A 25,068-nucleotide genomic window follows, 5' to 3' on the forward strand; every position below is an offset into this window, starting at 1 on the left:
CCCTACGCCCCGCGGTCCCGCAGGAACTCCGCGAACGTCACCCGGCCCACCGCGTGCCCCGGGGCCAGGTTGCCGCCCCGGCGGAAGCCCGCGTACGCCCTGCCCGCCATCGGGAGCGGGACCTCCCCGGCCGCGATCGGCTGCACCCGTACGCCGTTCGGCGGCGGCACCACCCGTCCAGCCCGCGGCCGTCGCGCAGGTCGGCCGGGTGCTCGCGCGAGCGGCGGCTGAGGGCCCGGACCCCGTGCCCGGGCCGGAACGCGGGAGGACCCGGTGGCCGCCGGGCCACCGGGTCCTCACGTTCGGTCGTTGCCGTCACCCGGGGGTGGTCAGCAGGCGCCCTGGTCCTTCCAGACGCCCCACTCACCGGTGGTGCCGGGGGCCTCGTTCTGCGTCCACCACTGGGCCTTCCAGGTGCGGCCCTGGTGGGAGACGAGACTGCCGCTGTTGTAGACCTGACCCGCCACGTACGCCGGGCTGGTGCACGTACCGCCCGGAGGCGTCGTCGGCGGCGTGGTCGGGGGAGTCGTCGGCGGGGTGGTGGGCGGCGTGGTCGGCGGCGTCGTGGGAGGCGTGGTGCCGCCCGGCTGCACCACCGTGGTGCCGCGCGCCAGGTCACCGGCGAGCGCGTAGGTCGTGCCGGAGATGTTCACGGTCCAGTTGGACGGCGTGGTGACCGGCAGGTAGTAGTTGAACGCCAGGTCGACCGAGGCGCCCGGGGCCAGCGTCTGCCAGGCCGGGAGCTTCAGGGAGACCCGGTGGAAGTCGCCCTTCAGGCCGCCCACGTTGCTTCCGGTGTGGTCGCTGCTGATCACCTTGGTGCCGAAGCCGGACTGGTCCGAGGCGTTGCCCGGCGCCGAGGTCGCGTAGTCGAACTGGAACTCGGTGCCGCCCGGGAGGGTCGACTGGGTGTTGTTGGTGATCTTGATCTTCGGGGTGATCGGGTAGTTGGAGTCGCCCAGCTTGAACTCGGTGAACTCCGTCTTGATGTCCACGGCCTGCGTCGGCAGGGCCTTGGTGGACTTCTTCGCGCCGTACGGGGCGGCGGCCTTGAACTTGTCGTACATCAGCGTGGTGAGCGTGTCGCCCATCTCGTACTGACCCTTGGCGGCGTTCCAGCCGTAGTCGCCGGCCATCTCCCAGACCATGGTGCCGCCGATGCCGCGGTTCACCACGTAGTCGGCCTTGGCCGCCACGGACTGCTCGTCCTCGGTGGAGAGGAAGACCTTCTTCTGCGCGTTCCACAGCCACGGCGCGACCAGCGTCGAGTCGTACTTGCGGGCGTAGGTGCCGGTCAGGGAGGTGTTCGCCGGGAAGCCGTACTTGGTGACGTAGTCGCCGACGACCCCCTTCTCGAGGTTCTTCGCGTGCCACATCGGGTTGGAACCGGCCGGCGACTCGACGCCGTTGGTGTCCTTGTCGTGCCACAGGTTGTCGATGCCGACGGCGCCGTCACCGCACTTGGTCAGGCCGGCTCCGGCCGGGCAGGTGGTCGCGGCCGCCTTGCCCCAGAGGCCGTCGGTGCCGCCCTGCACGTTCTTGTGGCCGCGGGTGTAGTACGGCAGGCCGATGTTGATGCGGCCGGCCGGCATGGAGCCGCGGAAGTAGTGGTAGGCCCAGTCGGTGTTGAGGTAGCCGACTCCGCCGTACTGGGAGCTGCCGTAGACGTTCGCGGCGGCCAGCTCGGCGTCCTTGCCGTCGTCGAAGAGCGAGGCGTTGGGGCCGACGTACTCGTTCCAGGCGCCGTGCAGGTCGTAGGACATGATGTTGACGTAGTCCAGGTACTTCTGCATCTGGAACGTCTCCATGCCGCGCAGCAGGTACCCGGAGGAGGGGGCGGCGACGGTGAGCAGGTAGTGCTTGCCGTCGGCGGCGCCGGCCCGGTCCAGCTTCTCGCGCAGGCTCTTCATCAGGATGTCGTAACCCTTGACGAGGCCGGCGCGGCGGGCGTTGGCCAGCTGCCAGTCGAGCGGGTTGCCCGCGTCCTTCATCGTGGTCGGGTACTCGTAGTCGATGTCGACGCCGTTGAACCCGTACTTGCGGATGAACTCGACCGAGGAGTCCGCGAAGGTGTTGATGCCGGCCTGGTTGACCGAGCCGTCGGCGTTGGTGGCCATCGAGTAGAAGCCGCCGGAGGCGACGCGGTTGCCGTCGTCGCCGAAGTAGCCGCCGGTCTCCGCCCAGCCGCCGACCGAGATCAGCGTCTTGACGTTCGGGTGCTGCTTCTTGAACTTCGTCAGCTGGTTGAAGTGGCCCTTGTAGGGGAGCGCCGGGTCCATCTCGGCACCCGCCACGCCCGGCCAGGTCATCCCGGTGGCCGCGTTGTTCGCGTTGTCCGCGCCGACGGAGATCTTGTTGTCGGAACCGACGTGCGCGAAGGCGTAGTTGATGTGGGTGATCTTCGACCAGGGGATGTTGTTGGCGAGGTAGGCGGGGGTGCCGTCCTTGCCGGTGCGCCAGCCGGTGAAGTATCCGATGACGCGGCGCTGGTGGTCGGCGCCCATCTTCTCGCGGCCCTCGGCGTCGTAGACCGAGCAGTACGGGACGTCGACGCCGGCCGTCTTGTACAGCCCGTCGGGGCGACAGCTCTCGTTGTCTGCGGCGTGCGACACGCCCGTCGAGAGCCCGGCTACCAACAGCCCGGCGATTGCGGCGCCGGATGCCAGGAGCATCGCTCTCGTACGTGTGGGGGACAGCATGGTGCCTCCTGGGGAGGGGAGGATGGCAGGACACGGCATGAATCAACTGGGACAGGATCGAAGCGTGTTGGCCCGTGACGTGCGCACATCTGACGGGCTGTTCCCGGGGAAGATGAAGGGAACGTTAAGAGGACTAGACCACCCCGTCAATAGGTCTGGACCAACTACGGGTCCGTGGGGAGTGCACCCATCCCCGCCACTCCCCGTGTGATCCAGGCCACACCCCGTCACCCGCATGGCCGAGGATCACCCGTGGCAGACTGGCTTCAGTACCAGTAGCAGCGCACTCCGGGGTCGGTGTAATTCCGAACCGGCGGTTATAGTCCGCGACCCGTCCGCAGCCAGCGGCCGGTTGACCAGGTGAGATTCCTGGACCGACGGTTAAAGTCCGGATGGGAGGCAGTGCGCGGCGGGCCAGTCACCGGTACGCCGCCGTCGGCGGTTCGTCGGCGCATCCCTGCGGATGCGTCCGAGCGGACCGTATTTCCGGCCTCGGCGTCCCCGCGTGTGCTGTACCGCTTCATCTGTCGTATCCCGACAGGCCCCGGAGTCCGTGCCCGACGTGGCAGGAGGACCCGGTGGCGACACACGCCGCGCACGCAGCACCCGATGCGGACAGCCGCGCCATGCGCCGAGCCGTCGAGCTCGCCGCCCGCGGACTCGGCTCCACCAGCCCCAACCCCGTCGTCGGCTGCGTCATCACCGACGCCGCGGGCACGATCGTCGGCGAGGGCTGGCACCAGCGGGCCGGCGGCCCGCACGCCGAGGTCCACGCGCTGCGCGCGGCCGGCGACGCCGCCCGCGGCGCCACCGCCTACGTCACCCTCGAACCCTGCAACCACACCGGCCGCACCGGCCCCTGCGCCCGCGCCCTCGCCGACGCCGGCATCGCCCGCGTCGTCTACGCCGTCCCGGACCCGAACCCGCAGGCCAGCGGCGGTGCAGCCACCCTGCGCGACGCAGGCGTCGCCACCGAGGGCGGTCTGCTGCGCGACGAGGCCGAGGCGGGCAACGCCGCCTGGCTGACCTCCGTACGCCTGGGCCGCCCGTACGTCCTGTGGAAGTACGCCGCCACGCTCGACGGCCGCATCGCCGCCGCCGACGGCACCAGCCGCTGGATCAGCTCGGCCGAGTCCCGCGCCGACGTCCACCGGCTGCGCGCCGAGGCCGACGCCGTCGTCGTCGGCTCCGGCACCCTGCGCGCCGACGACCCGCACCTCGCCGTCCGCGGCGTCGAGGGCGCCGTCCAGCCCCTGCGCGTCGTCCTCGACACCCACGCCACCGTCCGGCCCGGCGCCCGCGTCCTGGACGGGGCCGCCCCGACCCTGATCGCCGTCTCCGAGGACGCCGACACGCGCCACCTCGACGGCGTCGAGGTGGCGCGGCTCCCGTACGACGGGGGCGGCGAGGGCGACCGGAGCGGCAAGGGCGGCCTCGCCGTCGGCGCCCTCCTCGGCGAGCTGCACCGGCGCGGCGTCCGCTCCGTCCTCCTCGAAGGCGGCCCGACCCTGGCCGGCGCCTTCGTCGCCGCGGGCGCCGTCGACCAGGTCGTCGGCTACCTCGCCCCCGTCCTCCTCGGCGCGGGCCCCGCCGCCCTCGCCGACGCCGGCATCGGCACCCTCACCGAAGCGCTGCGCCTGCGCATCACCGACACCGCGCGCATCGGCACCGACCTCCGCATCACCGCCGTCCCCGCGGCCGCGTCCGTCCCCACAGCCCCCAAGGAGCACTGAGTGTTCACCGGAATCGTCGAAGAACTGGGCGAGGTCACCGCCGTCGAGCAGCTCACGGAGGCCTCCCGCTTCCGCCTGCGCGGCCCCGTCGTCACCGAGGACGCCAAGCACGGCGACTCCATCGCCGTCAACGGCGTCTGCCTGACGGTCGTGGAGAGCGCCGACGGGGAGTTCACCGCCGACGTCATGCAGGAGACCCTCAACCGCTCCGGCCTCGGCGCCCTCGCCCCCGGCTCCCGGGTCAACCTGGAGCGCCCGATGACCCTCGGCGGACGGCTCGGCGGCCACCTGGTCCAGGGGCACGTGGACGGCACCGGGGAGATCCTCTCCCGCACCCCCTCCGAGCACTGGGAGATCGTCAAGGTCGCCCTGCCCGCGCACCTCGCGCGCTACGTCGTGGAGAAGGGCTCCATCACGGTCGACGGCGTCAGCCTCACCGTGGTCGAGGCCGCCGCCGACTGGTTCACGATCAGCCTCATCCCCACCACCCTCGCGCTGACCACCCTCGGCATCAAGAAGCCCGGCGACCCGGTCAACCTGGAGGTCGACGTCCTCGCCAAGTACGTCGAACGCCTGCTGGCCGCCGGCGTCGACCCGCTGACCGCCCGGGGGACCGACCAGTGAGCGCCCTGACCTGGCTCAACGCCGAGGCCTTCGAGGTCTTCGGCCAGAAGGTCATCTGGTCCGACATGATCGGCAACCTGATGGGCCTGGCCGCCCTCGCCCTCGGCTGGCGGCGCTCCATATGGACCTGGCCCGCCCAGCTCCTCTCCGGCCTCATCCTCATCGCGGCCTACGCCTCCGCCCACCTCGCCGGCGGCGTCGGCAAGCAGCTCCTCGTCATCGGCGTGGCCGTCTGGGGCTGGCGCGCCTGGCAGCGCGGCAGGCAGCAGGCCCAGGACGGCTCCATCGCCGTACGCACCGCCACCTGGAAGGAGCGCGGACTGCTCCTCGCCGGCGCGGTCCTCGGCACCCTCGCCGTCGGCGGCCTGTTCACGCTCTTCCCGCACCTGTCCTGGAGCCCCTGGGCCGACGCCTACATCTTCGTCGGCACCATCGTCGCGATGGTCGCCCAGGCCCGCGGCCTGGTCGAGTTCTGGTTCGCCTGGCTCCTCGTCGACCTCGTCGGCGTCCCCCTCGCCTTCAACAACGGCCTGGCCTTCTCCGGCCTCGTCTACGTCGTCTACTTCGCCCTCGTGCTGTGGGGCGCCTACGACTGGTACCAGCGCTCGCGCACCACCCCCGCCCCGGCCCTGGAAGGAGCAACGGCATGAACGCCGTCAAGACCCCGCTCAAGCCCGTGCCCGACGTCCCGGAAGAGTCCTTCCGCCTGGACCCCGTCGAGCAGGCCATCCGCGACATCGCGGCCGGCCGGCCGATCGTCGTCGTCGACGACGAGGACCGGGAGAACGAGGGCGACCTCGTCATCGCCGCCGAGAAGGCGACCCCCGAGATCATCGCCTTCATGATGAGCGAGTGCCGCGGCCTGATCTGCGCCCCGATGGAGGGCCCCGAACTGGACCGGCTCGAACTGCCGCAGATGGTCCTGCACAACACCGAGTCGATGCAGACCGCCTTCACCGTCTCCGTCGACGCGAGCGGCGCCCACGGCGTCACCACCGGCATCTCCGCCGCCGACCGCGCCACCACGCTGCGCCTCCTCGCCGACGGCGTCAGCGGCCCCGCCGACTTCGTCCGCCCCGGGCACGTGTTCCCGCTGCGCGCCAAGCCCGGCGGCGTCCTGGTCCGCAACGGCCACACCGAGGCCGCCGTCGACCTCGCCCGCCTCGCGGGCCTGCGCCCCGCCGGCGCCATCGTGGAGATCGCCGGCGAGGACGGCGTCATGCTGCGCCTGCCCGAGCTGATCCCGTTCGCCCGCAAGCACGGCCTGACGATCATCTCCATCGAGGACCTGATCGCCTACCGCCGCTCCGCCGAGCCGACCGTGCGCCGCGAGGCCGAGGTCAGCCTGCCGACCGCCTTCGGCGAGTTCACGGCGTACGGATACCGCTCCACCGTCGACGGCGTCGAGCACATCGCCCTCGTGCACGGCGACATCGGCGACGGCCGGGACGTCGTGGTCCGGATGCACTCCGAATGCCTCACCGGCGATATCTTCCAGTCCCAGCGCTGCGACTGCGGCCCCCAGCTGCACGCCTCGATGGAGCGCATCAGGAACGAGGGCCGCGGCGTGGTCGTCTACCTCCGCGGCCACGAGGGCCGCGGCATCGGACTGCTGTCCAAGCTCCGCGCGTACGAGCTCCAGGAACGCGGCCGCGACACCCTCGACGCCAACCTGGAGCTGGGCCTGCCCGCCGACGCCCGCGACTACGCGGCCGGCGCGCAGATCCTCACCGACCTCGGGGTGCACAGCGTCCGCCTGCTGACCAACAACCCCGAGAAGTCCGCCGCCCTCGTGCGCCACGGCATCGCGGTCTCGGCCCGCGAGCCGATGCCGACCGAGGCCGGCGAGCACAACCTGCGCTACCTGCGCACCAAGCGCGACCGGATGGGCCACGACCTGCCCTGGCTGGAGCAGGCCACGGCCACGTCCGCCTGCGGCAGCCAGTAGCCCCGCACCCCACACCCCGTACACCCGTACGCCGGCACCACCCCACCCCACCCCACGAACCACCGAGGAGCAGAGCTGTGAGCGGCAAGGGCGCACCCGAACTGAGCGTGAAGAACTGCGGAGACCTCCGAGTCGCCGTGATCGCGGCCCAGTGGCACGAGAAGGTCATGGACGGACTGGTCGACGGCGCCCTGCGCGCCCTGCACGAGCTGGGCATCGACGAGCCCACGCTCCTGCGCGTCCCCGGCAGCTTCGAGCTCCCGGTCGTGGCGAAGGTACTGGCCGGTCGCGGATACGATGCCATCGTCGCCCTCGGCGTGGTCATCCGCGGCGGCACCCCGCACTTCGACTACGTCTGCCAGGGCGTCACCCAGGGCCTGGTACAGGTGTCGATCGACACCGGAGTCCCCGTCGGCTTCGGCGTGCTGACCTGCGACAACGACGAGCAGGCACTGGACCGTGCCGGACTCGAGGGGTCGAACGAGGACAAGGGGCACGAAGCGGTCACCGCCGCCGTCTCCACCGCCATGACCCTGCGCACCGTCAGCGAACCCTGGCGCCAGTAGGCAGCGCGGGACCCCTTATTCTGAGGACCATCATGGCGAACACATCCCCCAAGAGCTTCGAAGAGCTCTTCACCGAGCTCCAGCTCAAGGCAGCCACCGGCGACCCCGGCACGTCCCGCACCGCCGAGCTCGTCGGCCAGGGCGTCCATGCCATCGGCAAGAAGGTCGTCGAAGAGGCCGCCGAGGTCTGGATGGCCGCCGAGTACGAGAGCAAGGAAGCCGCCGCCGAGGAGATCTCCCAGCTGCTCTACCACGTCCAGGTGATGATGGTGGCGCGCGGGATCTCCCTCGACGACGTCTACGCGCACCTCTAGGCCGGAGCACGCGGCGCGGGCCCACGCACCGCGCCGCCGCACACCCTCACGCACCTACGCACCAAAGGAAGACCCATGCTGCGCATCGCCGTCCCCAACAAGGGTTCCCTCTCCGGACCGGCGTCGGCGATGCTCCATGAGGCCGGCTACCGCCAGCGCAAGGAGTCCAAGGAACTCGTCACGGTCGACCCGGACAACGAGGTCGAGTTCTTCTACCTCCGCCCGAAGGACATCGCGATCTACGTCGCCTCGGGCAAGCTCGACATCGGCATCACCGGACGCGACCTGCTGCTCGACTCCGGCGCCAACGCCGAGGAGATCCTGCCGCTGAACTTCGGCCGCTCCACCTTCCGCTACGCCACCAAGCCCGGCACCGCGAAGGGCCCCGAGGACTTCGGCGGCATGACGATCGCGACCTCGTACGAGGGAATCGTCGGCAAGCACCTCGCCGAACTCGGCGTCGAGGCCTCCGTCGTCCACCTGGACGGCGCGGTCGAGACCGCCATCGAACTGGGCGTCGCCGAGATCATCGCGGACGTCGTCGAGACCGGCACCAGCCTGCGCAACGCGGGCCTGGAGGTCATCGGCGAGCCGATCCTGAAGTCCGAGGCCACCGTCATCCGGCGCACCGGCGCCGCCACCGACGACCCGAAGGTCTCGCAGTTCCTGCGCCGCCTGCAGGGCGTCCTGGTGGCCCGCAGCTACGTGATGATGGACTACGACTGCCGCGCCGAGCACCTGGAGCGCGCCGTCGCCCTCACCCCGGGTCTGGAGTCGCCCACGATCTCTCCGCTGCACAACGAGGGCTGGGTCGCCGTCCGCGCGATGGTCCCCGCCAAGGAAGCCCAGCGGATCATGGACGACCTGTACGAGCTCGGCGCGCGCGCGATCCTCACCACCTCGATCCACGCCTGCCGGCTCTGACGCCCTCCGTCCCCGCCGCGATCCTCCTCCCAGAACCGAGCACCGCCACCATGGCCGAGTCCGCCGCCCAGCCCGTCACGCCCGCCCTGCCGGTGACCTTCCGGCCGACCCGCACCCGGGCCGTCCTGCTGGGCGTCGGGCTCGTCATGTTCGCCACCATCACGGCGATCGCCCTGCTCCTGGAGAACCTCGGCCCGGGGGAGCGGCTCAGCTTCGTCTTCACCGCGGTCCTGCTGACCTCCGTCCTGGTCCTGCTCAGCCGGCCCAAGGTCGTCGCGGACGAGTCCGGGGTCACCGTGGTCAACCTCACCACCACCCGCCGCCTCGACTGGGCGCAGATCCTGCGCGTCAACCTCCGCCCCGGCGACCCGTGGGTGTTCCTGGACCTCAGCGACGGCACCAGCCTCCCGGTCCTCGGCATCCAGCCCGGGGTCGCCAAGGCGCAGGCGATCGGCGACGCACGCGCCCTGCGCGCCCTCGTGGAGACCCGCGGAACCGGCGCGGCCGACCGCTGAGCCCGCCCAAGCTCGTGGCCGCGTACCGTTGCGGCCGCGATCTCAATGACTACCCTGGTTGGCGGGGCGCAGCCGTGCGCCCTCCCACCGGCCCCGGACCCCGTGGCCCGCGGGCACCTGCGACTTGAGGAGTGACTCCCTCCAGCAATGGACGGATCGTCCGGTAGTACACGCGCCGCCCTCCCCCCGGAGGCGGCGGCATGACCATCCCGCTACTCCTGCTCGTGGCGGCTTTCGTTCTGATCCTCGCGAACGGTTTCTTCGTGGCGGCCGAGTTCGGCCTCGTCACCGTCGAGAAGCCCGAGGCCGAACGCGCCGCAGCCGAAGGTGACCGCCGTGCCCGCACGGTCGTCACAGCCCTGCGGGAGCTGTCCTTCCAGCTCTCCGGGACCCAGCTCGGCATCACCATCACCTCCCTCGTGGTCGGCATGCTCGCCGAGCCCGCCCTCGCCGCACTGCTGGCCGGGCCGCTCGCCGCGACCGGCCTGCCCGCGGGAGCCGTCTCCGGCGTCGCCGTCGTCATCGGCATGCTGCTCGCCTCCGCCGTCCAGATGGTCGTCGGCGAGCTCGTACCGAAGAACTGGGCGGTCTCCCGGCCGCTCCAGGTGGCCCGCTTCGTCGCCGGCCCGCAGCACGCCTTCTCCCGCGTCTTCCGGCCCGTCATCGCGGGCCTCAACGCCGTCGCGAACCACCTGGTGCGCGCGCTCGGCGTGGAGCCGACCGACGAGATGGCCTCGGCCCGCACCCCCGGCGAACTGGTCTCCCTGGTCCGCCATTCGGCCCAGGCCGGCGCCCTGGAACAGGACACCGCCGACCTCTTCGTACGGACCCTCTCCCTGGGCGGGCTCACGGCCCAGCACGTCATGACCCCCCGGGTGAAGGTCAGCGCCCTCCAGCACACGGCGACCGCCGCCGACGTACTCAACCTGACCCGCGCCACCGGTCTGTCCCGCTTCCCGGTCTACCGGGACCGCATCGACGAGATCACCGGCGTGGTCCACCTCAAGGACGCCCTCGCCGTGCCCGAGGCCGAGCGCGGACGCACCTCCGTGAGCCGGATCTGCGTCGCCCCGCTGCTGGTGCCCGGCTCCCTGCCGGTGCAGCCCTTGCTGGAGCGGCTGCGCAACGAGCAGCCCATGGCCGTGGTCGTCGACGAGTACGGCGGCACGGCCGGTGTGGTCACCCTGGAGGACATCGTGGAGGAACTCGTCGGCGAGGTCCGCGACGAGCACGACCTCGCGGAGGACGACAGCCCCGAGCTGACCGCCGTACCCGCCGAGGACGGCCGTCCCGCGTGGGAGGCCGACGGCAGCTGCCGGGTGCAGGCCCTGCGCCGGATAGGCCTGGAGGTGCCCGAGGGCCCGTACGAGACCGTCGCCGGCCTCGTCGCCGACCTGCTCGGCCGGATCCCCGCCCCCGGGGACCGCGCGGAGCTCCCGGGCTGGCGGCTGTCCGTCCGCCGGGTCCGCCGCAACCGCGCCGAGCGGGTCCGGCTGGTCCGGCTCACCGCCGTCCCCGCGTCCGGCCCGCCGGGCGCCCCGTCCGGGGCCCCGCCGGGCGGGACCCGGCGCGCCGCCGCCCGGTCGGCGGGCGCCGCGTCCGGCGCCGGTCCCGGCCGGTGCGACGCCCCGGCCCCGCAGCAGACCGCCGAGCTGGAAGGCGCCGCCCGGTGAACGCCCTCCAACTGCTCTTCGCGCTGCTGCTGGTGCTCGCGAACGGCTTCTTCGTCGGCGCCGAGTTCGCGCTCGTCTCCGTACGGCGCAGCCAGATCGAACCGCTCGCGGCCGGCTCCACGCGGGCCCGCCAGGTGCTGTACGGCCTGGAGAACCTGCCGCGCATGATGGCCGCCGCGCAGTTCGGCATCACCATGTGCTCGCTCACCCTCGGCGCGGTCGCGGAGCCGACCGTGGCCAGGCTGCTGGAGCCGGTCTTCCACGCCGTCCACGTGCCCGAGGGGCTGATCCACCCCCTCGGCTACGTGCTGGCGCTCGCGGCCGTGGTGTTCCTGCACCTGGTCATCGGCGAGATGGTCCCCAAGAACCTCGCCATGGCCGCGCCGGAGCGGACCGCCCTGTGGTTCAGCCCGGGCCTGGTGGCCTTCGCCCGCCTGTGCGGTCCGGTCACCACCGCGCTCGGCGCCTGCTCCACGCTCGTCCTGCGGCTCTTCAAGGTCGAGCCCAAGGACGAGGTCGAGGCCGTCTACACCCGGGCCCAGCTCGGCCGGCTCGTCGAGGACTCCCGGCAGGCCGGGCTCCTCGACCCCGGCGAGCAGGAGCGCCTGGAGGACGCGCTGGAACTGGGCAGCCGCCCCGTCGCCGACGTCCTCCTCGCGCGGGAGCGGATCGTCACCGTCGCCCCGACGGTGACCCCGCGCCAGATCGAGCAGCTGACGGTGCGCACCGGGTACTCCCGCTTCCCCGTCCGCTCCGACAGCGGCGCCTTCATGGGCTACCTGCACGTCAAGGACGTGCTGGACCTGGAGGACCGGGAACGGGCCGTCCCGCAGCGGGTGTGGCGCAGGATGACCACCGTGTGCTCCACCCTCCCGCTGGACGACGTCCTCAGCGTCATGCGGCGGGACGCCACCCACCTGGCCCAGGTCGCCGACCCGGGCGGCCGCGTGCTGGGGCTGGTCGCCATGGAGGACGTACTGGAGATGCTGGTCGGAGAGGTGCGCGACCCCGCGCACCGCCCGGCCCCGCCCGCCCGCCGCGGCGCCCGCCGCGAGGAGGCCCTGGCGAGCTGACACCGGCCCGGCGAGCTGACACCGGCCCGGCGAGCTGACACCGGCCCGGGTCCGGCCCCCTGCGCGGGGGCCGGACCCGGGCCGCGCTCCGTGCGGGGCCGCGGCCCGTACGGAGAGCGCCTCGCGCCGCGAGGGCTACAGCGGGTCCGGGCGGTCCTGGGGGCCGCGGCCGGAGAGGACCTCCCCGTACGCCTGCATCAGGTCCGGGAGCCGCAGCGTCGACAGGTCGTCGCGCGAAGGGTCGCCCGCGAAGCCCGCCAGCCGCAGGTCCCGGTAGGCGCAGCTCTTCTCGTACAGGGTGCGCAGGAAGCGGCCGTTCCCGAGTTCGTCGATCCACCCCTGTTCGACCACGTGTCCGCTGATGCTGCGCAGCTCCTCCAGGGCCTCGTCGTCCCAGCGGTCCCCGTTCGCGTCCGCCAGCACCCCGCCGATCGCGGTCAGTTCCGGCGGCCGGTAGCTCGGGAAGTCGACCCGGGTCGTGAACCGCGAGGACAGCCCCGGATTGGCCGACAGCAGCCGGTCCATTCCGGCCGGATAGCCCGCGAGGATCACCACCAGGTGGTCGCGGTTGTCCTCGGCCCGCTTCAGCAGCACCTGGAGGGCCTCGTCCCCGTACGCGTCGCCCTTGCTGTAGCCCGAGTTGGAGAGGCTGTACGCCTCGTCGACGAACAGCACCCCGCCGATCGCGGAATCGATCAGCTCGTTCGCCTTCACCGCGGTCTGCCCCAGGAACTCGCCCACCAGATCGGCCCGCTGGGCCTCCACCAGGTGGTCCCCGCCGAGCAGCCCGAGCGCGTAGAACACCCGGCCGAGGATCCGCGCCACCGTCGTCTTGCCCGTGCCGGACGGACCCGAGAAGACGAAGTGCCGCTTGGGCGGCTGCACCGGCAGCCCCTGGCCGGCCCGCAGACGCGCCATGTGCAGCTGCGCGGAGAGCGCCTTCACCTGCCGCTTCACCGGCTCCAGGCCCACCATCCGCTCCAGCTCCGCCAGCGCCTCGGCCAGCGCCGCCGGGTCGGAGGGCCCCGCCGGCAGCCCTTCGGGCACACCCTGCGGCGGCACCGGCCCCTTGCGCCGCGCGCCCTCCGCCCGCCCCGGGGGCGGCCCGGGGGGCACCAGCGGTCCCGGCGGTACGAGCGGTCCGGGCTCGGCCTGGTCGCCCGGGGCGACGTCCTGGACGGGACCGCCGCCGCCGAGGGCCACCGCCGCGTAGTCCCCGCCGGCGGGGGAGGGGCCGTGTCCCGCGTAGCCCCCGTAACCCGAGTGGCCCGCGAGTCCCGCCAGGCCGGCCATGCCGTCGGAGTCGTCGCCGTCCTCGATCGCCGTCAGCCGGGCCGCCGTGTCCATGAACGAGGGGTCGACCCGGTGCACCGCCCGGTACAGCGGCAGCGCCGCCGCGCTGCGCCCGGTGCCCTCGTGCGCCCGCGCCAGCCAGTACCGCAGCTCCTTGCGCTGGGGCTGCTCGCTGCGGCACCGCATCAGCGCCGCCGACAGCATCGGCTCGGCCTGCCCGTACATCTCCAGGCGGACCCGGGCCATCCCGCCGAACAGGCCCGCCTCGATGCCCAGCAGCGGATCGTCCACCAGCGGTTCCGTGTGCCGCACCAGCTGCTCCCAGTCCTTGACCAGGTAGGCCCGGCAGGCGTGCAGGAAGCGCACCTGCGCGTCGGTGTCCACGGGCGGCAAGGCGGCGAGCGCCTGGTCGAGCTCGGGTACGTGCCGGCCGTCCAGCCAGTGCGAGGCGTGGGCCAGCAGCAGGTCCCGCCGGCTCTCCAATACGGGCTGAACCCACCAGCCCAGCCAGTACCAGGAGTTCAGCGTCCGGCGGTGCCGGGCGCGCTGTTCCCCGAACCGGTCCCGGTGCGCGTACATGCGCAATAACGCGTTGGTGGTGTCCACCCGCAGCGCGTGCAGGCCCAGCCAGGCGTCGGCCATCGCGGGATCGAGGCGTACGGCCGCCCGGAACTCCTCCTCGGCCTGCGGGTACGCGCCCATGGTGCAGGCGTCGACCCCGCGCAGCCAGGCGAGTTCGGCCGGGGCGTGCGTGCCCGGCGTGCCGAAATCCATCAGGTCCCCCACAAGCCTGCCCCCGTGGTGCGCGGCAACCCTCGCGTACTGCACGTGAGTTGCCTGTTGCGCCGATGAAATCAGGGCTGCATCGTACCTGCGCTCGCGCACCATACGTAGGGTGCGGCGAACCCGGTTCCCGCGTACGCCCCGGGCGTACGCGGTGACTCAGGGTGAGGAAGTGCGGGGCGGCCGCCCGGCGCGACAGCGGCGCCCGGCACGGACGCGGGCGCGGCGAAGCCCCCGATCACGGGGGAACGATCGGGGGCTCCGTGTCCGCGGAGGCCCGCGAGGGCCCCGCACGGAGAACGTAAGGCCGGTGCGGTATCCGGGTCAAGCCGGTCCGTGACGGCCGCCGCGCGGCGCGGTTCCCGGGCGGCTCAGGCCCGGGGGAGCCCGTCACCCTCGGTGAGGGAAGGGGGCGTTCGTGCGATCGCAGGGGCCCCGGAAGACCACTCATATCCCGTACCGCACTGGCGTACCAGGGTCCCGGCGAAGGGGCGCGAAGGATCGTCCGAGAAGTGCGCGAGCTCCGCGCGCTCCCATCCGTCCCAGAAGTCGGACAGTTCGCCACCGTCCCGGTTCCGCCCGCGCCCCCAGGCCTGCGCACGGGGCGTCTCCATCCACAGCAGCCGCGCCAGACACGGGCGCAGCGCCCGCCGCCCGGCCCCGACCCCCTCGACGAGCAGCACCGGCGCCGGCTCCAGCACCCGGAGCGGACCGAAGGCCCGCGCCGTCCAGTCGTACGGGGCCCAGCGCGCGGGCCGTCCGGCGGCGAGCGGTTCCAGCACCTGCGCCCGCAGCCGGTCCTCCCAGCCGAACAGCTCCTCGTGGGTGGCCACATCGTCCAGGTGCAGCACGGGCGCACCCCCCAGCGCGGCGGCCAGCCGCCCGGCGAAGGTGCTCTTGCCGGAGCCGGCGTGCCCGTCGATCCCGACGAGCCGCACCGGACCGAGGGACGGCGGCAGCGCGGCGAGCTCCCGCGCGAGCGGTTCGAGGGACGGACACGACGGGGAGGGCTCCACGGAGTCCAGCCTACGGCCGGACCGGTCGTCCCTCCCGACACGGGGACGCGGCTTCGGCGCGGGGCCACCGGGAACTGGAAGGGTGGAGCCACCGAAGCCCGACCACCCCTGGGGGAACCCCGCGATGACCGCACCCACACCGCGCAGGGCCGTACTCGTCGCCGCACTGGCGGTCGCCACCGCGGCCACCGCCGCCACCGTCTCCGGAGGCAGCGCCTCGGCGGCCGCCGCGCGGGCCCCCCGCGGAACGGGCCGCACGGTCGACAACCGGTTCTGGCACTCGTACGAGCACTGGCGGGCCGGCATCCACCAGGGGACCGCCGCCGTCGGCGGCGCCCGCCCGGGCCTGGAGATCGAGGCGCCGGCCGGCCGGACCGAATACGCCGACCCGCACACCGGGAGGAAGAGCACCTGGGAGTACGCGACCTGGACCTCCCCGGTGCACCGCTCGACGGTCCCCGCCACCGAGGCCATCGCGTCCTGGAACGCCCGCACCCCCGCCGGCACCTGGATCCGGATCGAGCTGCGCGGCACCTACACCGACGGCACCGCCACCCCCTGGTACGTCATGGGCCGCTGGGCCTCCGGCGAACGCGACATCCGCCGCACCTCGGTCGACGGCCAGACCGACGGCAGGTCCACCGTCTGGACCGACACCCTCGCCGTCGACGCCCCCGCGAGCGGGCTGCGCATCAGCGACTGGCGGCTGCGCCTGACCCTGTACCGCACGCCCGGCGCCGACCGGGGACCCATGGTCTGGCTGGCCGGCGCCATGGTCTCCGACGTCCCGGACCGCTTCACCGTCCCCGCGGCGGCCCCCTCCGGCCGGGCCCACGAACTGAAGGTCCCGCGCTACTCGCAGGAGACCCACACCGGGCGGTACCCCCAGTACGACAACGGCGGCGAGGCCTGGTGCAGTCCCACCTCCTCGCAGATGATCATCGAGTACTGGGGCGGCCGGGCCAGCGCCTCCGCGCTGAACTGGGTCGACCCCGGGTACTCCGACCCGCAGGTCTGCCACGCCGCCCGCTCCACGTACGACGCGGCCTACAAGGGCTGCGGCAACTGGCCCTTCAACGCCGCCTACGCCGCCACCTACCGGGGCCTGGCGGGCGTCGTCACCCGGCTCGGTTCGCTCGCGGAACTGGAGACCCTGGTCCGGGCGGGCATCCCGGCCATCACCTCCCAGTCGTTCCTGCCCGGCGAACTCACCGGCGCGGGCTACGGCACGGCCGGCCACCTCATGACGGTCGTCGGCTTCACCGCGGCGGGCGACGTGGTCGCCAACGACCCGAACTCGCCCGACAACCCCTCGGTCCGCCGGGTCTACAGGCGTCGGGAGTGGGAGAACATCTGGCTCCGCACCAAGCGGCACAACGCCGCCGGCAAGGTCGTCTCGGGGACCGGAGGCGTCTGCTACCTGTACGCCCCGGCCGCGCCGAGCGCGGCGCAGGTCGCGGCGCTGCGGGCCGTCGGAGTCCTCTAAGGCTCCCGCTGACCTGACGGCCCGTACGAGCGGAACGTCACGGGACAGTCACGGGACCAACGGGCCCCCCGCCGGACCCCGGCCGCGCAGGCCGGGGTCCGGCGGCGTGACGCGCGCCACCCGTGACGATCGTCTCTCCCGCGAACGCCCCGAACGCTGGCACATTGGACGGCATGAACGCGAACACCGCGGCCCCCGCCGCCCACGCCCGGGACCTCGTCGGCACCGGGGGTCCCAAGGAGGACTCCGCCTGGCTGGAGCACATGCTCGGCTGGACCCTCGTGGTGGTCATCGCCATGTTCGTCACCCAGATCGGCTGGCTGTAACCGCTTCCGAAGCGTTTCCGCGCCGCCGAAGCCGTCCCTCCGTCGCAGCCGCCCCGGCCCCACCGCTTCCGGCGCGGCCGGTGCCGCCTCCGCGGCCGTCGCCCCGGCATGCATCGCACGTGACCGGCCCGCGCCGCACGTGACCGGCCCGGACCTGCCCGGGGGCTGCCCCCGGGGCCCGCGCCGCGCCGCCGTCCGGGCGCGCCGTTCCGGGCCCGCCGCCGGACCCCGTCCGCCGCGCCGCGCCTGAACCCCGTACGTCCGCAACTCCCCGGGCCCGTCCGCCCGTACGCACCCCCGCCCTCTCCGCCCCGGCCGACCGACCGCGCTCGCGCGGCCGGCCCTTCGGCATGCCCCGGAGCCGGGGGCCCCGTTTGACGGCTGGAGATCAAGTCTGCACTATTCCACTAACCAGTTAGTGGAATGAGGTGGAGGGCATGGAGTTCCGCGTCGACCGGCGCAGCGGCGTCGCCACCTATCTGCAGCTCGTCAACCAGGTCAAACAGGCGCTGCGGCTCGGCGTCCTGGAACCAGGCGACCAGCTGCCCACGGCCCGGGAAGTCGTCGCGGCCACCGCGATCAACCCGAACACCGTGCTGAAGGCCTACCGGGAGCTGGAACGCGAAGGGCTCGTCGAACCGCGTCCCGGCGCGGGCACCTTCGTACGCCGCTCCCTCTCCCGGCCCGAGGCCGCGGCCGACTCGCCCCTGGGTCTCGACCTGGCGGCCTGGGTGGCCCGGGCCCGCGCGGCGGGACTGGAGCGCGAGGACGTCTCCGCGCTCATCGCCGCCGTCGTGGACGCCGGCTTCACCGCGTCCGGATCACATCCGGACGCCCCAGCAGAGAGGAACCCGCGTGAGTGACCCGACCGTCGCCACGGCGCTCCAGGCAACGCGACTCGGAAGGGAGTTCCGGGGGCGCTGGGCCCTGCGCGACTGCGACGTCGACCTCCCCGCCGGCCGCGTCACCGCGCTCGTCGGCCCCAACGGCGCCGGCAAGAGCACCCTGCTCCAGCTGGCCGCCGGACTCCTGCGCCCCACCGCCGGACTCGTACGCGTCCACGGCCGCACCCCCGGCACCCGCGAGGCCCGCGAGACCACCGCCTTCCTCGCCCAGGAGAAGCCGCTGCACCCCCGGTTCACCGTCGCCGACACCCTGCGCCTGGGCCGCAAGCTCAACCGCCGCTGGGACCAGGACCTGGCCGAGAGCCTCGTCAGGGCGGGCGGCATCCCGCTCACCGCGCGCGTCGGAGGCCTCTCGGGAGGCAACCGCACCCGCGTCGCCCTCGCCGTCGCCCTCGGCAAGCGCGCCGAACTCCTCCTGCTGGACGAGCCCCTGGCCGACCTCGACCCGGTCGCCCGCCACGAGATCACCGGCCTCCTCATGTACCAGGCGGCCGAACACGGCGTCGGCATCGTCATGTCCTCCCACGTCCTGGCCGAACTGGAGGACGTGTGCGACCACGTCCTGCTCCTCAAGGACGGATCCGTCCGGCTCGCCGGCGATACCGACGAGATCCGCGACGCGCACACCCTGCTCACCGGCCGGGCCGACCCGATCGAGACCGACGGCCTGCCCCACACGTTCGACCGCTCGACCGTCGTCCACACCACCACCGCCGGACGCCAGGTCACCGCCCTCGTCCGCACCCCGCCCGGCACGCCGTCCACCTCCGGCGCCCCCGCCGGCGACCCCCGCTGGATCGGCGAGACCCCCTCGCTGGAAGCCGTCCTCCTCGCCCACCTGCGCGCCCCGCGCCCCGACCGTACGGAGGCAGCCGCATGACCGGCGCCCTCTGGCTGGCCTGGCGCCAGCAGCGACTCCAGATCATCACCGGCGCCGTGCTGCTCCTGGCCCTCACCGCCTGGGTCGTCCACATGCGCTCCGAGATGATGACGCTGATCGACGCCTACGGCTTCGTCCCCTGCAAGGGCTGGAACGGCGACTGCGGGAACCTCGGCACCTACCTCATCCTCGACGGCAGCACCGGGTCCATCAGGGCCCTGGGCCTCCTCGGCTTCGCGCTCCCCGCCCTCATCGGCGTGTTCTGGGGTGCGCCCCTCCTCGGCCGGGAGATCGAGAGCGGCACCGTCAAGCTCGTCCTCACCCAGGGCATCGGCCCCCGCAGCTGGTTCGCCGCCCGCTTCGGCCTCGCCGCCCTGTGCACCGTGACCGCCGCCGCCGTCATCGCGGCCCTCGTCGCCTGGTGGTGGGCGCCCGTCTCCAACACCCTCTACGGCCTCTACTGGCACGACGTCGCCGTCTACAACGCCACCGGCCCCGCCTCCGTGGCCTGCGCCCTGCTCGGCCTGACCACCGGCACCGCGGCGGGCCTGCTCGTACGCCGGGTCCTGCCCGCCATGGCGGTGACGGCCGTCGCGCTCGGCACCGTGTTCGTCTTCACCACGTACTTCCGGCGCAGCTGGGTCGAGCCCGAGACGCGGGTCACCCCCGGCACGACCCCCAAGGAACTGATCGGCAGCGCCTGGTCCAAGGGGTACGGGTACCTCACCCCCGACGGCCGCGAGCACTCCATCGACGAGTACTGCCAGACCTCCGGCGAACCGCTCAAGCGGTGCATGGCCGAGCACGGCTTCGTCGCCCGCTACCACAAGGTCTATCCCAGCAGCGACTTCTGGGTCTTCCAGTGGATCGAGACCGTGCTGTACCTCGGCGCGGCCGCGGCCCTGATCGCGCTGATCCTGTTCGTCCTGCGCCGCCCCGCGGGGAACTCCGCCACCGCCCGCTCCACCGACCGCAGCACCCCGGCCGCCACCACGGCGACCGCCGGCGTCTGACCGACCACCGCACACGACCCACCCGGGGGGACCCCTCATGGCAACCAAGAAGAACCTCCAGGCCGACCGCGCCAGCGTCGCCCACAAGGTCCGCTACGCGCTGAGCAACCCGACCCGCATCGCCCCGTACGTGAAGCGCGCCGCGCGCGACACCTGGCTGCGCCACAAGCACCCCGACCACGTCGGCTACTACCGCGCGGTGATGGCCTCCGACACCGGCCGCAACCCCGAGGCGGCCGTCGGCAGCCAGACCCACGACCGCTGGCTGGCGCTGGGCAAGATGCAGTTCGACTACCTGGCGGAGCACGGCCTCACGCCCGGCCACCGCATGCTCGACATAGGCTGCGGCAACCTGCGCGCCGGCTGGCGCTTCATCGAACACCTCGACGCCGGCCACTACTACGGCATCGACATCTCGCCCGACATCCTCATCGCGGCGAAGCAGACCCTCACGACGCGCGGCCTGCAGGACAAGCTGCCGCACCTGACCATCACCCAGGACCTCACCCTGGACTTCCTCCCCGACCGCCACTTCGACGTGGTCCACGCGCACAGCGTCTTCTCCCACTCGCCGATCGAGATCATCGACGAGTGCCTGGCGCACGTGGAGCGCGTCCTGGCGCCGGGCGGGTGGTTCGACTTCACCTTCGACCGCACCGAGGGCGCCGAACACCAGGTCCTGCGCGAGGACTTCTACTACCGCACCGGGACCCTGATCGACCTCGCCGCCCGGCACGGGCTCACCGCCCGCTTCATGGACGACTGGGAGCGGCTCGGACACGGCCAGTCGAAGATCCGCGTCACCACCGGCTGACCCGGCCGGGCCGGGCAGCCCCGCCGGGTCCCGCCCGCGCCGGGATCACGAGGCCTCCAGCCGCAGCCCGTCGGTGACGATCACGTCGGAGGTCACCAGCGCCTGCTCGGCGCTGACCCGGGTCATGAAGACGAACGGGGGGATGACCGGGGGAGCGGGCAGCCCCTCGGGGCTGAAGGTCACGCACAGCAGGCCCTCGATGCAGCCGCTGAACCGGGTGAGGTAGAGGGTGACGTCACCCCGCAGTTCGAGGGAGGCGGCCGAGAGCCCGTACTCCTGGCGCCCGTCCCGCGTGCGCAGCCGGTAGTCGCGCAGCGAGGCCGCCCGCATCTTCAGCACCAGCACCTTCAGCGGCCCGTCCACCGTGGGCACCTGGGTGACCCCCGCCAGCGCGAACCCCTCGGGGGCGAAGAGCGAGGTGGTCACCGTCGGCGGGGTCCGCGCGGCCGTCGGCGGCCCGGCGGCCGGTGCGGCCCTCGCCTGCGGGGCGCCCGCCACCAGGGCGCCGAGCAGCACCACGGGCAGCGCGGCGGCGAGCGTCCGCGGACCGCTGCCGTCCGGACGCGGGGCGTGCTTACGACAGCCCGCCTCCCGTTCCCCGTCGGTCCCTCGATCTCCACCTGCCTCCTGTTCCCTGGCCGCCTCTTGTTCCCCGCCATTCCCTCCGGCGTCCCCCGGTGCGGGCAGCGGGGTCCAGCCGAAGGCCATCGCGCTCCCCGCGATCCCGAGCAGCATGCCGACGAGGAAACCGCCCAGGTTGGTGGCGACGAACGACAGCACCGAGAGCAGCAGGGCGTGCAGGGAGACGTAGGCCCGGGCCTGGGGGAGGAACCACAGGAACAGCCCGGCCAGGACCAGCGCGACGCCGATCCCGATGGCCGCGATCCCGCCGAGACCGAGGCTCACCAGCACCGTCAGCGGGGAGAGCGGGACCAGCACCAGCTCGATCCCGCCCAGCAGCACCAGCAGACCGCCCCAGAACGGCCGGGTCCGGCGCCAGACCCGCAGCCGCTCCCGCTGCTGCGGGTACGGCAGCCGCCGCGACGGCCACCTTCCGCGAGGGGTGCCCTCGTCCCCCGGATCGCGCCGGTCACGCGCGGGGCGGGAGCCGCGTGACCCGCGTACGCCTAGAAGCACTTCGTGCCGTCCAGGCTGACGTTCAGCCGCATGCCCTTGAGCTTGAAGTTGCCGCCGGTCGCGGACCAGGCGTGCGACCGCACGCCCAGCACCTCGACGTTCCCGGCCTGGAGGCCGAACGCGCCGGGCTCGCCCCGGACCCCGCCCACCCGGTCCAGCGTCGAGGCGTCCCGGCCGATCTCGGCCGTACCGAAGGTGGCGTCGCCGACGAGGTCCTCCCCGTCGATCACCAGGTTGCCGGCCGTGACCTCCCCGGCCGGGCCGCCGGCCGTCAGTTTGAAGACCACCGTCCCGAGCGGAGTGTCCACCTCGGCGGACTGGCAGATGTCGCTGAGGGTGGCCTCGCCGATGCCCAGCAGCGCCACCGGATGGCCCTTGCCGTCGACGGAGCGGTCCGTCTGCACGTAGGAGGCCAGGCCCTTGCTGCTCAATTTCGAAGAGGAGACCTGGAAACTGGTCCCCGATACGGCGAAGGAGGCGGCGAGCGCGCCCTGCGCCATGACCATGGCCAGCGCCCCGACCGCGACGAGCGCGGGCATCGCGACGGCGGCCGTCTTCTTCCAGCGGACCCGGCCCTCGGTGGGCCACTGCATGCGCTGCATGCGCTGCGGGCGCTGCGTGCTCTTGCCGGTACCCATGATGTTCCTCCCGTACGTCGTCAGGTGCGCAGGGAAGTGCGGAGCGAGCTCGGCACACAGGTCTGCCATACTGCGGGCATCCTGTGGCAGTTCGAGGCTAGGGCTGAATTTGAATAATAGTCAACAGCGCGGAACGACCGGACGTTCGCAGGTTCGCAGGGTCGAACTCATAGCAACCGGACGCAAGTTGTTCGCGGACACCTCGTACGACGCGCTCTCCATGGACGACATCGCCAAACAGGCCGGGGTCGCCAAGGGGTTGATCTACTACTACTTCAAGAGCAAGCGCGGCTACTACCTCGCCATCGTCGAGGACTCGGTCGCCGAGCTCGTGGCCCGCGCCGGCGGCGAGACCGACCTCCCCGACGCGGAGCGGGTCCGCCGGACCATCGACGGCTACCTGCACTACGCCGAGCACCACCACGCCGCCTACCGCACGATCGTCACCGGAGGCGTCGGCTCCGACGCCGAGGTCCTCGCGATCCGCGACGCGGTCCGCGAGGAGCTGGTCGCGACCATCGCCGAGGGCGCCTACGGCCACCGCGCGGTCCCGCCGATCGCCCGGCTCGCCCTCGTGGGCTGGCTCTCGGGGGTCGAGGGGATCACCCTGGAATGGATCGGCGGCCTCGGCGGGCCGGGTGCCCCCGGCGGTTCCGGCAGCCCGGGTGGCGCCGCCCCGGTGGCGGGTCAGCCCGGCCGCGCCGAGCTGGGCGCACTCCTCGTCCGACAGCTGCGGGCCACCCTCACGGTGATCGAGGAGTTCGTCCCGGAGTGCCCCGCTCCGCCCGTTCCCGACGGCCCGGCCGCCCATCGAGTCGATCTTGCACCGGTGACGGGAAGCCCCTGATCGGGCATACTCAACCCGCCGCAGCCTCTGAACAGCCCCTTCCGCGATCCGGGAGGGGCAGCATCGGCTGTAGAGAACCGAGACCCGGCGTCGCGTCACACACCTCACGCGTCGCCGCCGTGCCCGACGAGGGAGGAGAGCGCCGCCATGACCGACCGCGCCCCGCAGCCGGTGGACCGTCAGCTGCCCACCGAGGAGTCCCGGGACCTCCTCGCGCTCGTACGCGAGATCGCCCAGCGTGAGATCCGCCCCCGGGCCGCCGAGGAGGAGGACTCCGGGCGCTTCCCGCGCGAGGTCTTCACCCTGCTCTCCGAGGCGGGCCTGCTCGGCCTCCCGTACGCCGGGGAATTCGGCGGCGGCGAGCAGCCGTACGAGGTCTACCTCCAGGTCCTGGAGGAGCTGGCCGCGGCCCGCCTGACCGTCGGCCTCGGCGTCAGCGTGCACTCGCTGGCCTGCCACGGCCTCGCCGGCTACGGCACCAAGGAACAGCAGGCCGCCCACCTGCCCCCGATGCTCGGCGGCGGGCTGCTCGGCGCCTACTGCCTCTCCGAGCCGGCCGCCGGCTCGGACGCCGCCTCGCTGTCCACCAAGGCCGTGCGCGACGGTGACGACTGGATCATCACCGGCACCAAGGCCTGGATCACCCACGGCGGAGAAGCCGACTTCTACACGGTCCTCGCCCGCACCGGCGCCCCGGGCCCCAAGGGCATCACGGCCTTCCTGGTCCCCGGCGACGCGGAGGGCCTCACCGCGGCCGTGCCCGAGAAGAAGATGGGCATGAAGGGCTCGCCCACCGCCCAGCTGCACTTCGACGGCGTACGGGTGCCGGACGCGCGCCGCATCGGCGAAGAGGGCCAGGGCTTCACCATCGCCCTGGCCGCGCTGGACGCGGGCCGCCTGGGCATCGCGGCCTGTGCCATCGGCGTCGCGCAGGCGGCGCTGGACGAGGCCCTGGCGTACGCGCTGGACCGCAAGCAGTTCGGGCACCCCATCGCGGACTTCCAGGGGCTGCGCTTCATGCTGGCCGACATGGCCACCAAGATCGAGGCGGGCCGGGCGCTGTACCTCGCGGCGGCGCGGCTGCGCGACGCGGGCAAGCCGTTCTCCCGCCAGGCGGCGATGGCCAAGCTGTTCTGCACCGACTCGGCGATGTCCGTCACCACGGACGCCGTGCAGGTCCTCGGCGGCTACGGCTACACGGCGGACTTCCCGGTGGAGCGCCTGATGCGGGAGGCGAAGGTGCTCCAGATCGTGGAAGGCACCAACCAGATCCAGCGCATGGTCATCGCCCGCCACCTGGCGGGCCCGGAAACCCGCTAGGGCGGATCGGGGGAGCGGGACGGTCCGGGGCTGGACCGTTGCGCGGGTCAGCCTCCCAAGATCAGCCTTCGAAGAGGGGTCCGCTCGGCCAGATCGGCGAGGAAGCGACCCGTGCCCATTCGGCGTCCCGACGCCCGGGCACGGTCCGGCCGTCGGCGGCCCAGCGGGCGATCATGGCGCTGTAGATGGGCGGATCGGGGTGCCGGGGCCTGAACCCCTGCCCCTGCCCCTGTCCCTGTCCCTGTCCCTGCCCCTGCTGAACCGATTCTTCGTAGCCGGGCGGTGTCGCCCGCCGACGTCGTCCCGTCCGTGGCGCGGTTGTCTCAACCATGGTCATGCCCGGGCAACGCGGCACGCGAGGCCCGGGTAACCGCCCCCACACCCCGAGGATGCGTTCGAGGCGTAGCCGGGGGTGCCGGGGGCGGTACTCGTGTCGGGCCGGAGCGCGAGGTGGTGGGGGTTTCCCGTCAGTCTCATCGTCTCTCCGGGTCGGGCCGTCCCCTCAAGGGCGCTCCCTGCGGTCGCGTCGCTACGCGATGGC

General features: G+C 72.9%; 24 protein-coding genes and 1 riboswitch. Of the genes, 18 read left to right on the forward strand and 6 right to left on the reverse strand.

Features of this window, described 5'->3' with window-relative positions:
- Positions 1 to 2: 2 nt before the first annotated feature.
- Together ACZ6S8_RS14090 and ACZ6S8_RS14095 are read right to left on the reverse strand one after the other, a co-directional pair.
- Entirely contained in the window at positions 3 to 170 is a 168-nt protein-coding gene (locus ACZ6S8_RS14090) for a hypothetical protein (protein WP_469455411.1), read from the reverse strand.
- A gap of 159 nt (positions 171 to 329) precedes the next feature.
- Positions 330 to 2,699, reverse strand: a complete 2,370-nt coding sequence (locus ACZ6S8_RS14095; RefSeq protein ID WP_469455413.1) for a chitinase C-terminal domain-containing protein — start codon at positions 2,697 to 2,699, stop codon at positions 330 to 332.
- 279 nt (positions 2,700 to 2,978) lie between these two features.
- Positions 2,979 to 3,109: riboswitch (FMN riboswitch) on the forward strand.
- A 168-nt stretch (positions 3,110 to 3,277) separates the two neighbouring features.
- On the opposite strand from ACZ6S8_RS14095, the gene ribD reads away from it, so the two are divergent.
- The 10 genes from ribD to ACZ6S8_RS14145 all read left to right on the forward strand — a co-directional run bounded on the left by ribD (position 3,278) and on the right by ACZ6S8_RS14145 (position 12,069).
- Positions 3,278 to 4,432, forward strand: a complete 1,155-nt coding sequence (gene ribD / locus ACZ6S8_RS14100) for a bifunctional diaminohydroxyphosphoribosylaminopyrimidine deaminase/5-amino-6-(5-phosphoribosylamino)uracil reductase RibD (protein WP_469455415.1) — start codon at positions 3,278 to 3,280, stop codon at positions 4,430 to 4,432.
- Positions 4,433 to 5,056 (forward strand): riboflavin synthase, encoded by a 624-nt coding sequence (locus ACZ6S8_RS14105; RefSeq protein WP_469455417.1) that lies wholly within the window; start codon positions 4,433 to 4,435, stop codon positions 5,054 to 5,056.
- Positions 5,053 to 5,706 (forward strand): nicotinamide mononucleotide transporter family protein, encoded by a 654-nt coding sequence (locus ACZ6S8_RS14110; RefSeq protein ID WP_383923714.1) that lies wholly within the window; start codon positions 5,053 to 5,055, stop codon positions 5,704 to 5,706. The genes ACZ6S8_RS14105 and ACZ6S8_RS14110 overlap by 4 nt, the downstream gene beginning before the upstream one ends.
- On the forward strand, positions 5,703 to 7,004 hold the full coding sequence (locus tag ACZ6S8_RS14115) for a bifunctional 3,4-dihydroxy-2-butanone-4-phosphate synthase/GTP cyclohydrolase II (protein WP_469455419.1): 1,302 nt from the start codon (positions 5,703 to 5,705) through the stop codon (positions 7,002 to 7,004). Before ACZ6S8_RS14110 ends, ACZ6S8_RS14115 begins: the two co-directional genes overlap by 4 nt.
- Before the next feature lie 77 nt (positions 7,005 to 7,081).
- The gene (gene ribH, locus ACZ6S8_RS14120; RefSeq protein ID WP_150520523.1) at positions 7,082 to 7,570 is read left to right on the forward strand and encodes a 6,7-dimethyl-8-ribityllumazine synthase; all 489 of its coding nucleotides are present in this window, start codon (positions 7,082 to 7,084) and stop codon (positions 7,568 to 7,570) included.
- A 32-nt stretch (positions 7,571 to 7,602) separates the two neighbouring features.
- Positions 7,603 to 7,884, forward strand: a complete 282-nt coding sequence (locus tag ACZ6S8_RS14125) for a phosphoribosyl-ATP diphosphatase (protein ID WP_351275676.1) — start codon at positions 7,603 to 7,605, stop codon at positions 7,882 to 7,884.
- Positions 7,885 to 7,959: 75 nt separating this feature from the next.
- Positions 7,960 to 8,808, forward strand: a complete 849-nt coding sequence (hisG, locus tag ACZ6S8_RS14130; protein ID WP_469455422.1) for an ATP phosphoribosyltransferase — start codon at positions 7,960 to 7,962, stop codon at positions 8,806 to 8,808.
- 50 nt (positions 8,809 to 8,858) lie between these two features.
- Positions 8,859 to 9,323 (forward strand): PH domain-containing protein, encoded by a 465-nt coding sequence (locus ACZ6S8_RS14135; RefSeq protein ID WP_469455424.1) that lies wholly within the window; start codon positions 8,859 to 8,861, stop codon positions 9,321 to 9,323.
- Positions 9,324 to 9,523: 200 nt separating this feature from the next.
- Positions 9,524 to 10,996, forward strand: a complete 1,473-nt coding sequence (locus tag ACZ6S8_RS14140; RefSeq protein WP_469455426.1) for a hemolysin family protein — start codon at positions 9,524 to 9,526, stop codon at positions 10,994 to 10,996.
- On the forward strand, positions 10,993 to 12,069 hold the full coding sequence (locus ACZ6S8_RS14145) for a hemolysin family protein (RefSeq protein ID WP_469455427.1): 1,077 nt from the start codon (positions 10,993 to 10,995) through the stop codon (positions 12,067 to 12,069). The genes ACZ6S8_RS14140 and ACZ6S8_RS14145 overlap by 4 nt, the downstream gene beginning before the upstream one ends.
- A gap of 135 nt (positions 12,070 to 12,204) precedes the next feature.
- Here ACZ6S8_RS14145 and ACZ6S8_RS14150 read toward each other — a convergent pair whose 3' ends face one another.
- Both ACZ6S8_RS14150 and ACZ6S8_RS14155 read right to left on the reverse strand, forming a co-directional pair.
- Positions 12,205 to 14,136 (reverse strand): AAA family ATPase, encoded by a 1,932-nt coding sequence (locus tag ACZ6S8_RS14150; protein ID WP_469455429.1) that lies wholly within the window; start codon positions 14,134 to 14,136, stop codon positions 12,205 to 12,207.
- Positions 14,137 to 14,516: 380 nt separating this feature from the next.
- Positions 14,517 to 15,161 carry a uridine kinase family protein gene (locus ACZ6S8_RS14155; RefSeq protein WP_469455431.1) on the reverse strand — a complete coding sequence of 215 codons (645 nt, stop codon included), beginning with the start codon at positions 15,159 to 15,161 and terminating at the stop codon, positions 14,517 to 14,519.
- 124 nt (positions 15,162 to 15,285) lie between these two features.
- On the opposite strand from ACZ6S8_RS14155, the gene ACZ6S8_RS14160 reads away from it, so the two are divergent.
- The 6 genes from ACZ6S8_RS14160 to ACZ6S8_RS14185 all read left to right on the forward strand — a co-directional run bounded on the left by ACZ6S8_RS14160 (position 15,286) and on the right by ACZ6S8_RS14185 (position 20,585).
- Positions 15,286 to 16,647, forward strand: coding sequence for a peptidase C39 family protein (locus ACZ6S8_RS14160; protein ID WP_469455432.1), 1,362 nt, complete (start codon positions 15,286 to 15,288; stop codon positions 16,645 to 16,647).
- 173 nt (positions 16,648 to 16,820) lie between these two features.
- Positions 16,821 to 16,973: an SCO1431 family membrane protein gene (locus ACZ6S8_RS14165; protein WP_469455435.1), complete on the forward strand. Its 153-nt coding sequence runs from the start codon at positions 16,821 to 16,823 to the stop codon at positions 16,971 to 16,973.
- A gap of 437 nt (positions 16,974 to 17,410) precedes the next feature.
- Positions 17,411 to 17,836, forward strand: coding sequence for a GntR family transcriptional regulator (locus tag ACZ6S8_RS14170; protein ID WP_469455437.1), 426 nt, complete (start codon positions 17,411 to 17,413; stop codon positions 17,834 to 17,836).
- Positions 17,829 to 18,758, forward strand: coding sequence for an ABC transporter ATP-binding protein (locus tag ACZ6S8_RS14175; RefSeq protein ID WP_469455439.1), 930 nt, complete (start codon positions 17,829 to 17,831; stop codon positions 18,756 to 18,758). Before ACZ6S8_RS14170 ends, ACZ6S8_RS14175 begins: the two co-directional genes overlap by 8 nt.
- Positions 18,755 to 19,771, forward strand: a complete 1,017-nt coding sequence (locus ACZ6S8_RS14180; RefSeq protein WP_469455441.1) for a transporter — start codon at positions 18,755 to 18,757, stop codon at positions 19,769 to 19,771. Before ACZ6S8_RS14175 ends, ACZ6S8_RS14180 begins: the two co-directional genes overlap by 4 nt.
- Positions 19,772 to 19,808: 37 nt before the next feature.
- Positions 19,809 to 20,585: a class I SAM-dependent DNA methyltransferase gene (locus ACZ6S8_RS14185; RefSeq protein WP_469455443.1), complete on the forward strand. Its 777-nt coding sequence runs from the start codon at positions 19,809 to 19,811 to the stop codon at positions 20,583 to 20,585.
- A gap of 45 nt (positions 20,586 to 20,630) precedes the next feature.
- Here ACZ6S8_RS14185 and ACZ6S8_RS14190 read toward each other — a convergent pair whose 3' ends face one another.
- Positions 20,631 to 21,620, reverse strand: coding sequence for a DUF6114 domain-containing protein (locus ACZ6S8_RS14190; RefSeq protein ID WP_469455473.1), 990 nt, complete (start codon positions 21,618 to 21,620; stop codon positions 20,631 to 20,633).
- A gap of 92 nt (positions 21,621 to 21,712) precedes the next feature.
- Complete coding sequence (locus ACZ6S8_RS14195) at positions 21,713 to 22,429, reverse strand: DUF6230 family protein (protein WP_469455445.1); 717 nt, start codon at positions 22,427 to 22,429, stop codon at positions 21,713 to 21,715.
- Between the two features lie 40 nt (positions 22,430 to 22,469).
- Here ACZ6S8_RS14195 and ACZ6S8_RS14200 point away from each other — a divergent pair, with 40 nt between their 5' ends.
- Complete coding sequence (locus tag ACZ6S8_RS14200; RefSeq protein WP_469455447.1) at positions 22,470 to 23,207, forward strand: TetR/AcrR family transcriptional regulator; 738 nt, start codon at positions 22,470 to 22,472, stop codon at positions 23,205 to 23,207.
- Positions 23,208 to 23,354: 147 nt separating this feature from the next.
- Positions 23,355 to 24,527 carry an acyl-CoA dehydrogenase gene (locus ACZ6S8_RS14205; RefSeq protein WP_469455448.1) on the forward strand — a complete coding sequence of 391 codons (1,173 nt, stop codon included), beginning with the start codon at positions 23,355 to 23,357 and terminating at the stop codon, positions 24,525 to 24,527.
- Positions 24,528 to 25,068: the final 541 nt, after the last annotated feature.

This window comes from Streptomyces sp. NPDC048461, assembly GCF_055587105.1.

Coding starts and splice junctions, on each gene's coding strand:
- ACZ6S8_RS14095 (WP_469455413.1), bottom strand. CDS start 2,699: ATGCTGTCCCCCACACGTACGAGAGCGATGCTCCTGGCATCCGGCGCC.
- ACZ6S8_RS14115 (WP_469455419.1), top strand. CDS start 5,703: ATGAACGCCGTCAAGACCCCGCTCAAGCCCGTGCCCGACGTCCCGGAA.
- hisG (WP_469455422.1), top strand. CDS start 7,960: ATGCTGCGCATCGCCGTCCCCAACAAGGGTTCCCTCTCCGGACCGGCG.
- ACZ6S8_RS14170 (WP_469455437.1), top strand. CDS start 17,411: ATGGAGTTCCGCGTCGACCGGCGCAGCGGCGTCGCCACCTATCTGCAG.
- ACZ6S8_RS14205 (WP_469455448.1), top strand. CDS start 23,355: ATGACCGACCGCGCCCCGCAGCCGGTGGACCGTCAGCTGCCCACCGAG.
- ACZ6S8_RS14140 (WP_469455426.1), top strand. CDS start 9,524: ATGACCATCCCGCTACTCCTGCTCGTGGCGGCTTTCGTTCTGATCCTC.
- ACZ6S8_RS14195 (WP_469455445.1), bottom strand. CDS start 22,429: ATGGCAGACCTGTGTGCCGAGCTCGCTCCGCACTTCCCTGCGCACCTG.
- ACZ6S8_RS14150 (WP_469455429.1), bottom strand. CDS start 14,136: ATGGATTTCGGCACGCCGGGCACGCACGCCCCGGCCGAACTCGCCTGG.
- ACZ6S8_RS14125 (WP_351275676.1), top strand. CDS start 7,603: ATGGCGAACACATCCCCCAAGAGCTTCGAAGAGCTCTTCACCGAGCTC.
- ACZ6S8_RS14185 (WP_469455443.1), top strand. CDS start 19,809: ATGGCAACCAAGAAGAACCTCCAGGCCGACCGCGCCAGCGTCGCCCAC.
- ACZ6S8_RS14165 (WP_469455435.1), top strand. CDS start 16,821: ATGAACGCGAACACCGCGGCCCCCGCCGCCCACGCCCGGGACCTCGTC.
- ACZ6S8_RS14180 (WP_469455441.1), top strand. CDS start 18,755: ATGACCGGCGCCCTCTGGCTGGCCTGGCGCCAGCAGCGACTCCAGATC.
- ACZ6S8_RS14135 (WP_469455424.1), top strand. CDS start 8,859: ATGGCCGAGTCCGCCGCCCAGCCCGTCACGCCCGCCCTGCCGGTGACC.
- ACZ6S8_RS14160 (WP_469455432.1), top strand. CDS start 15,286: ATGACCGCACCCACACCGCGCAGGGCCGTACTCGTCGCCGCACTGGCG.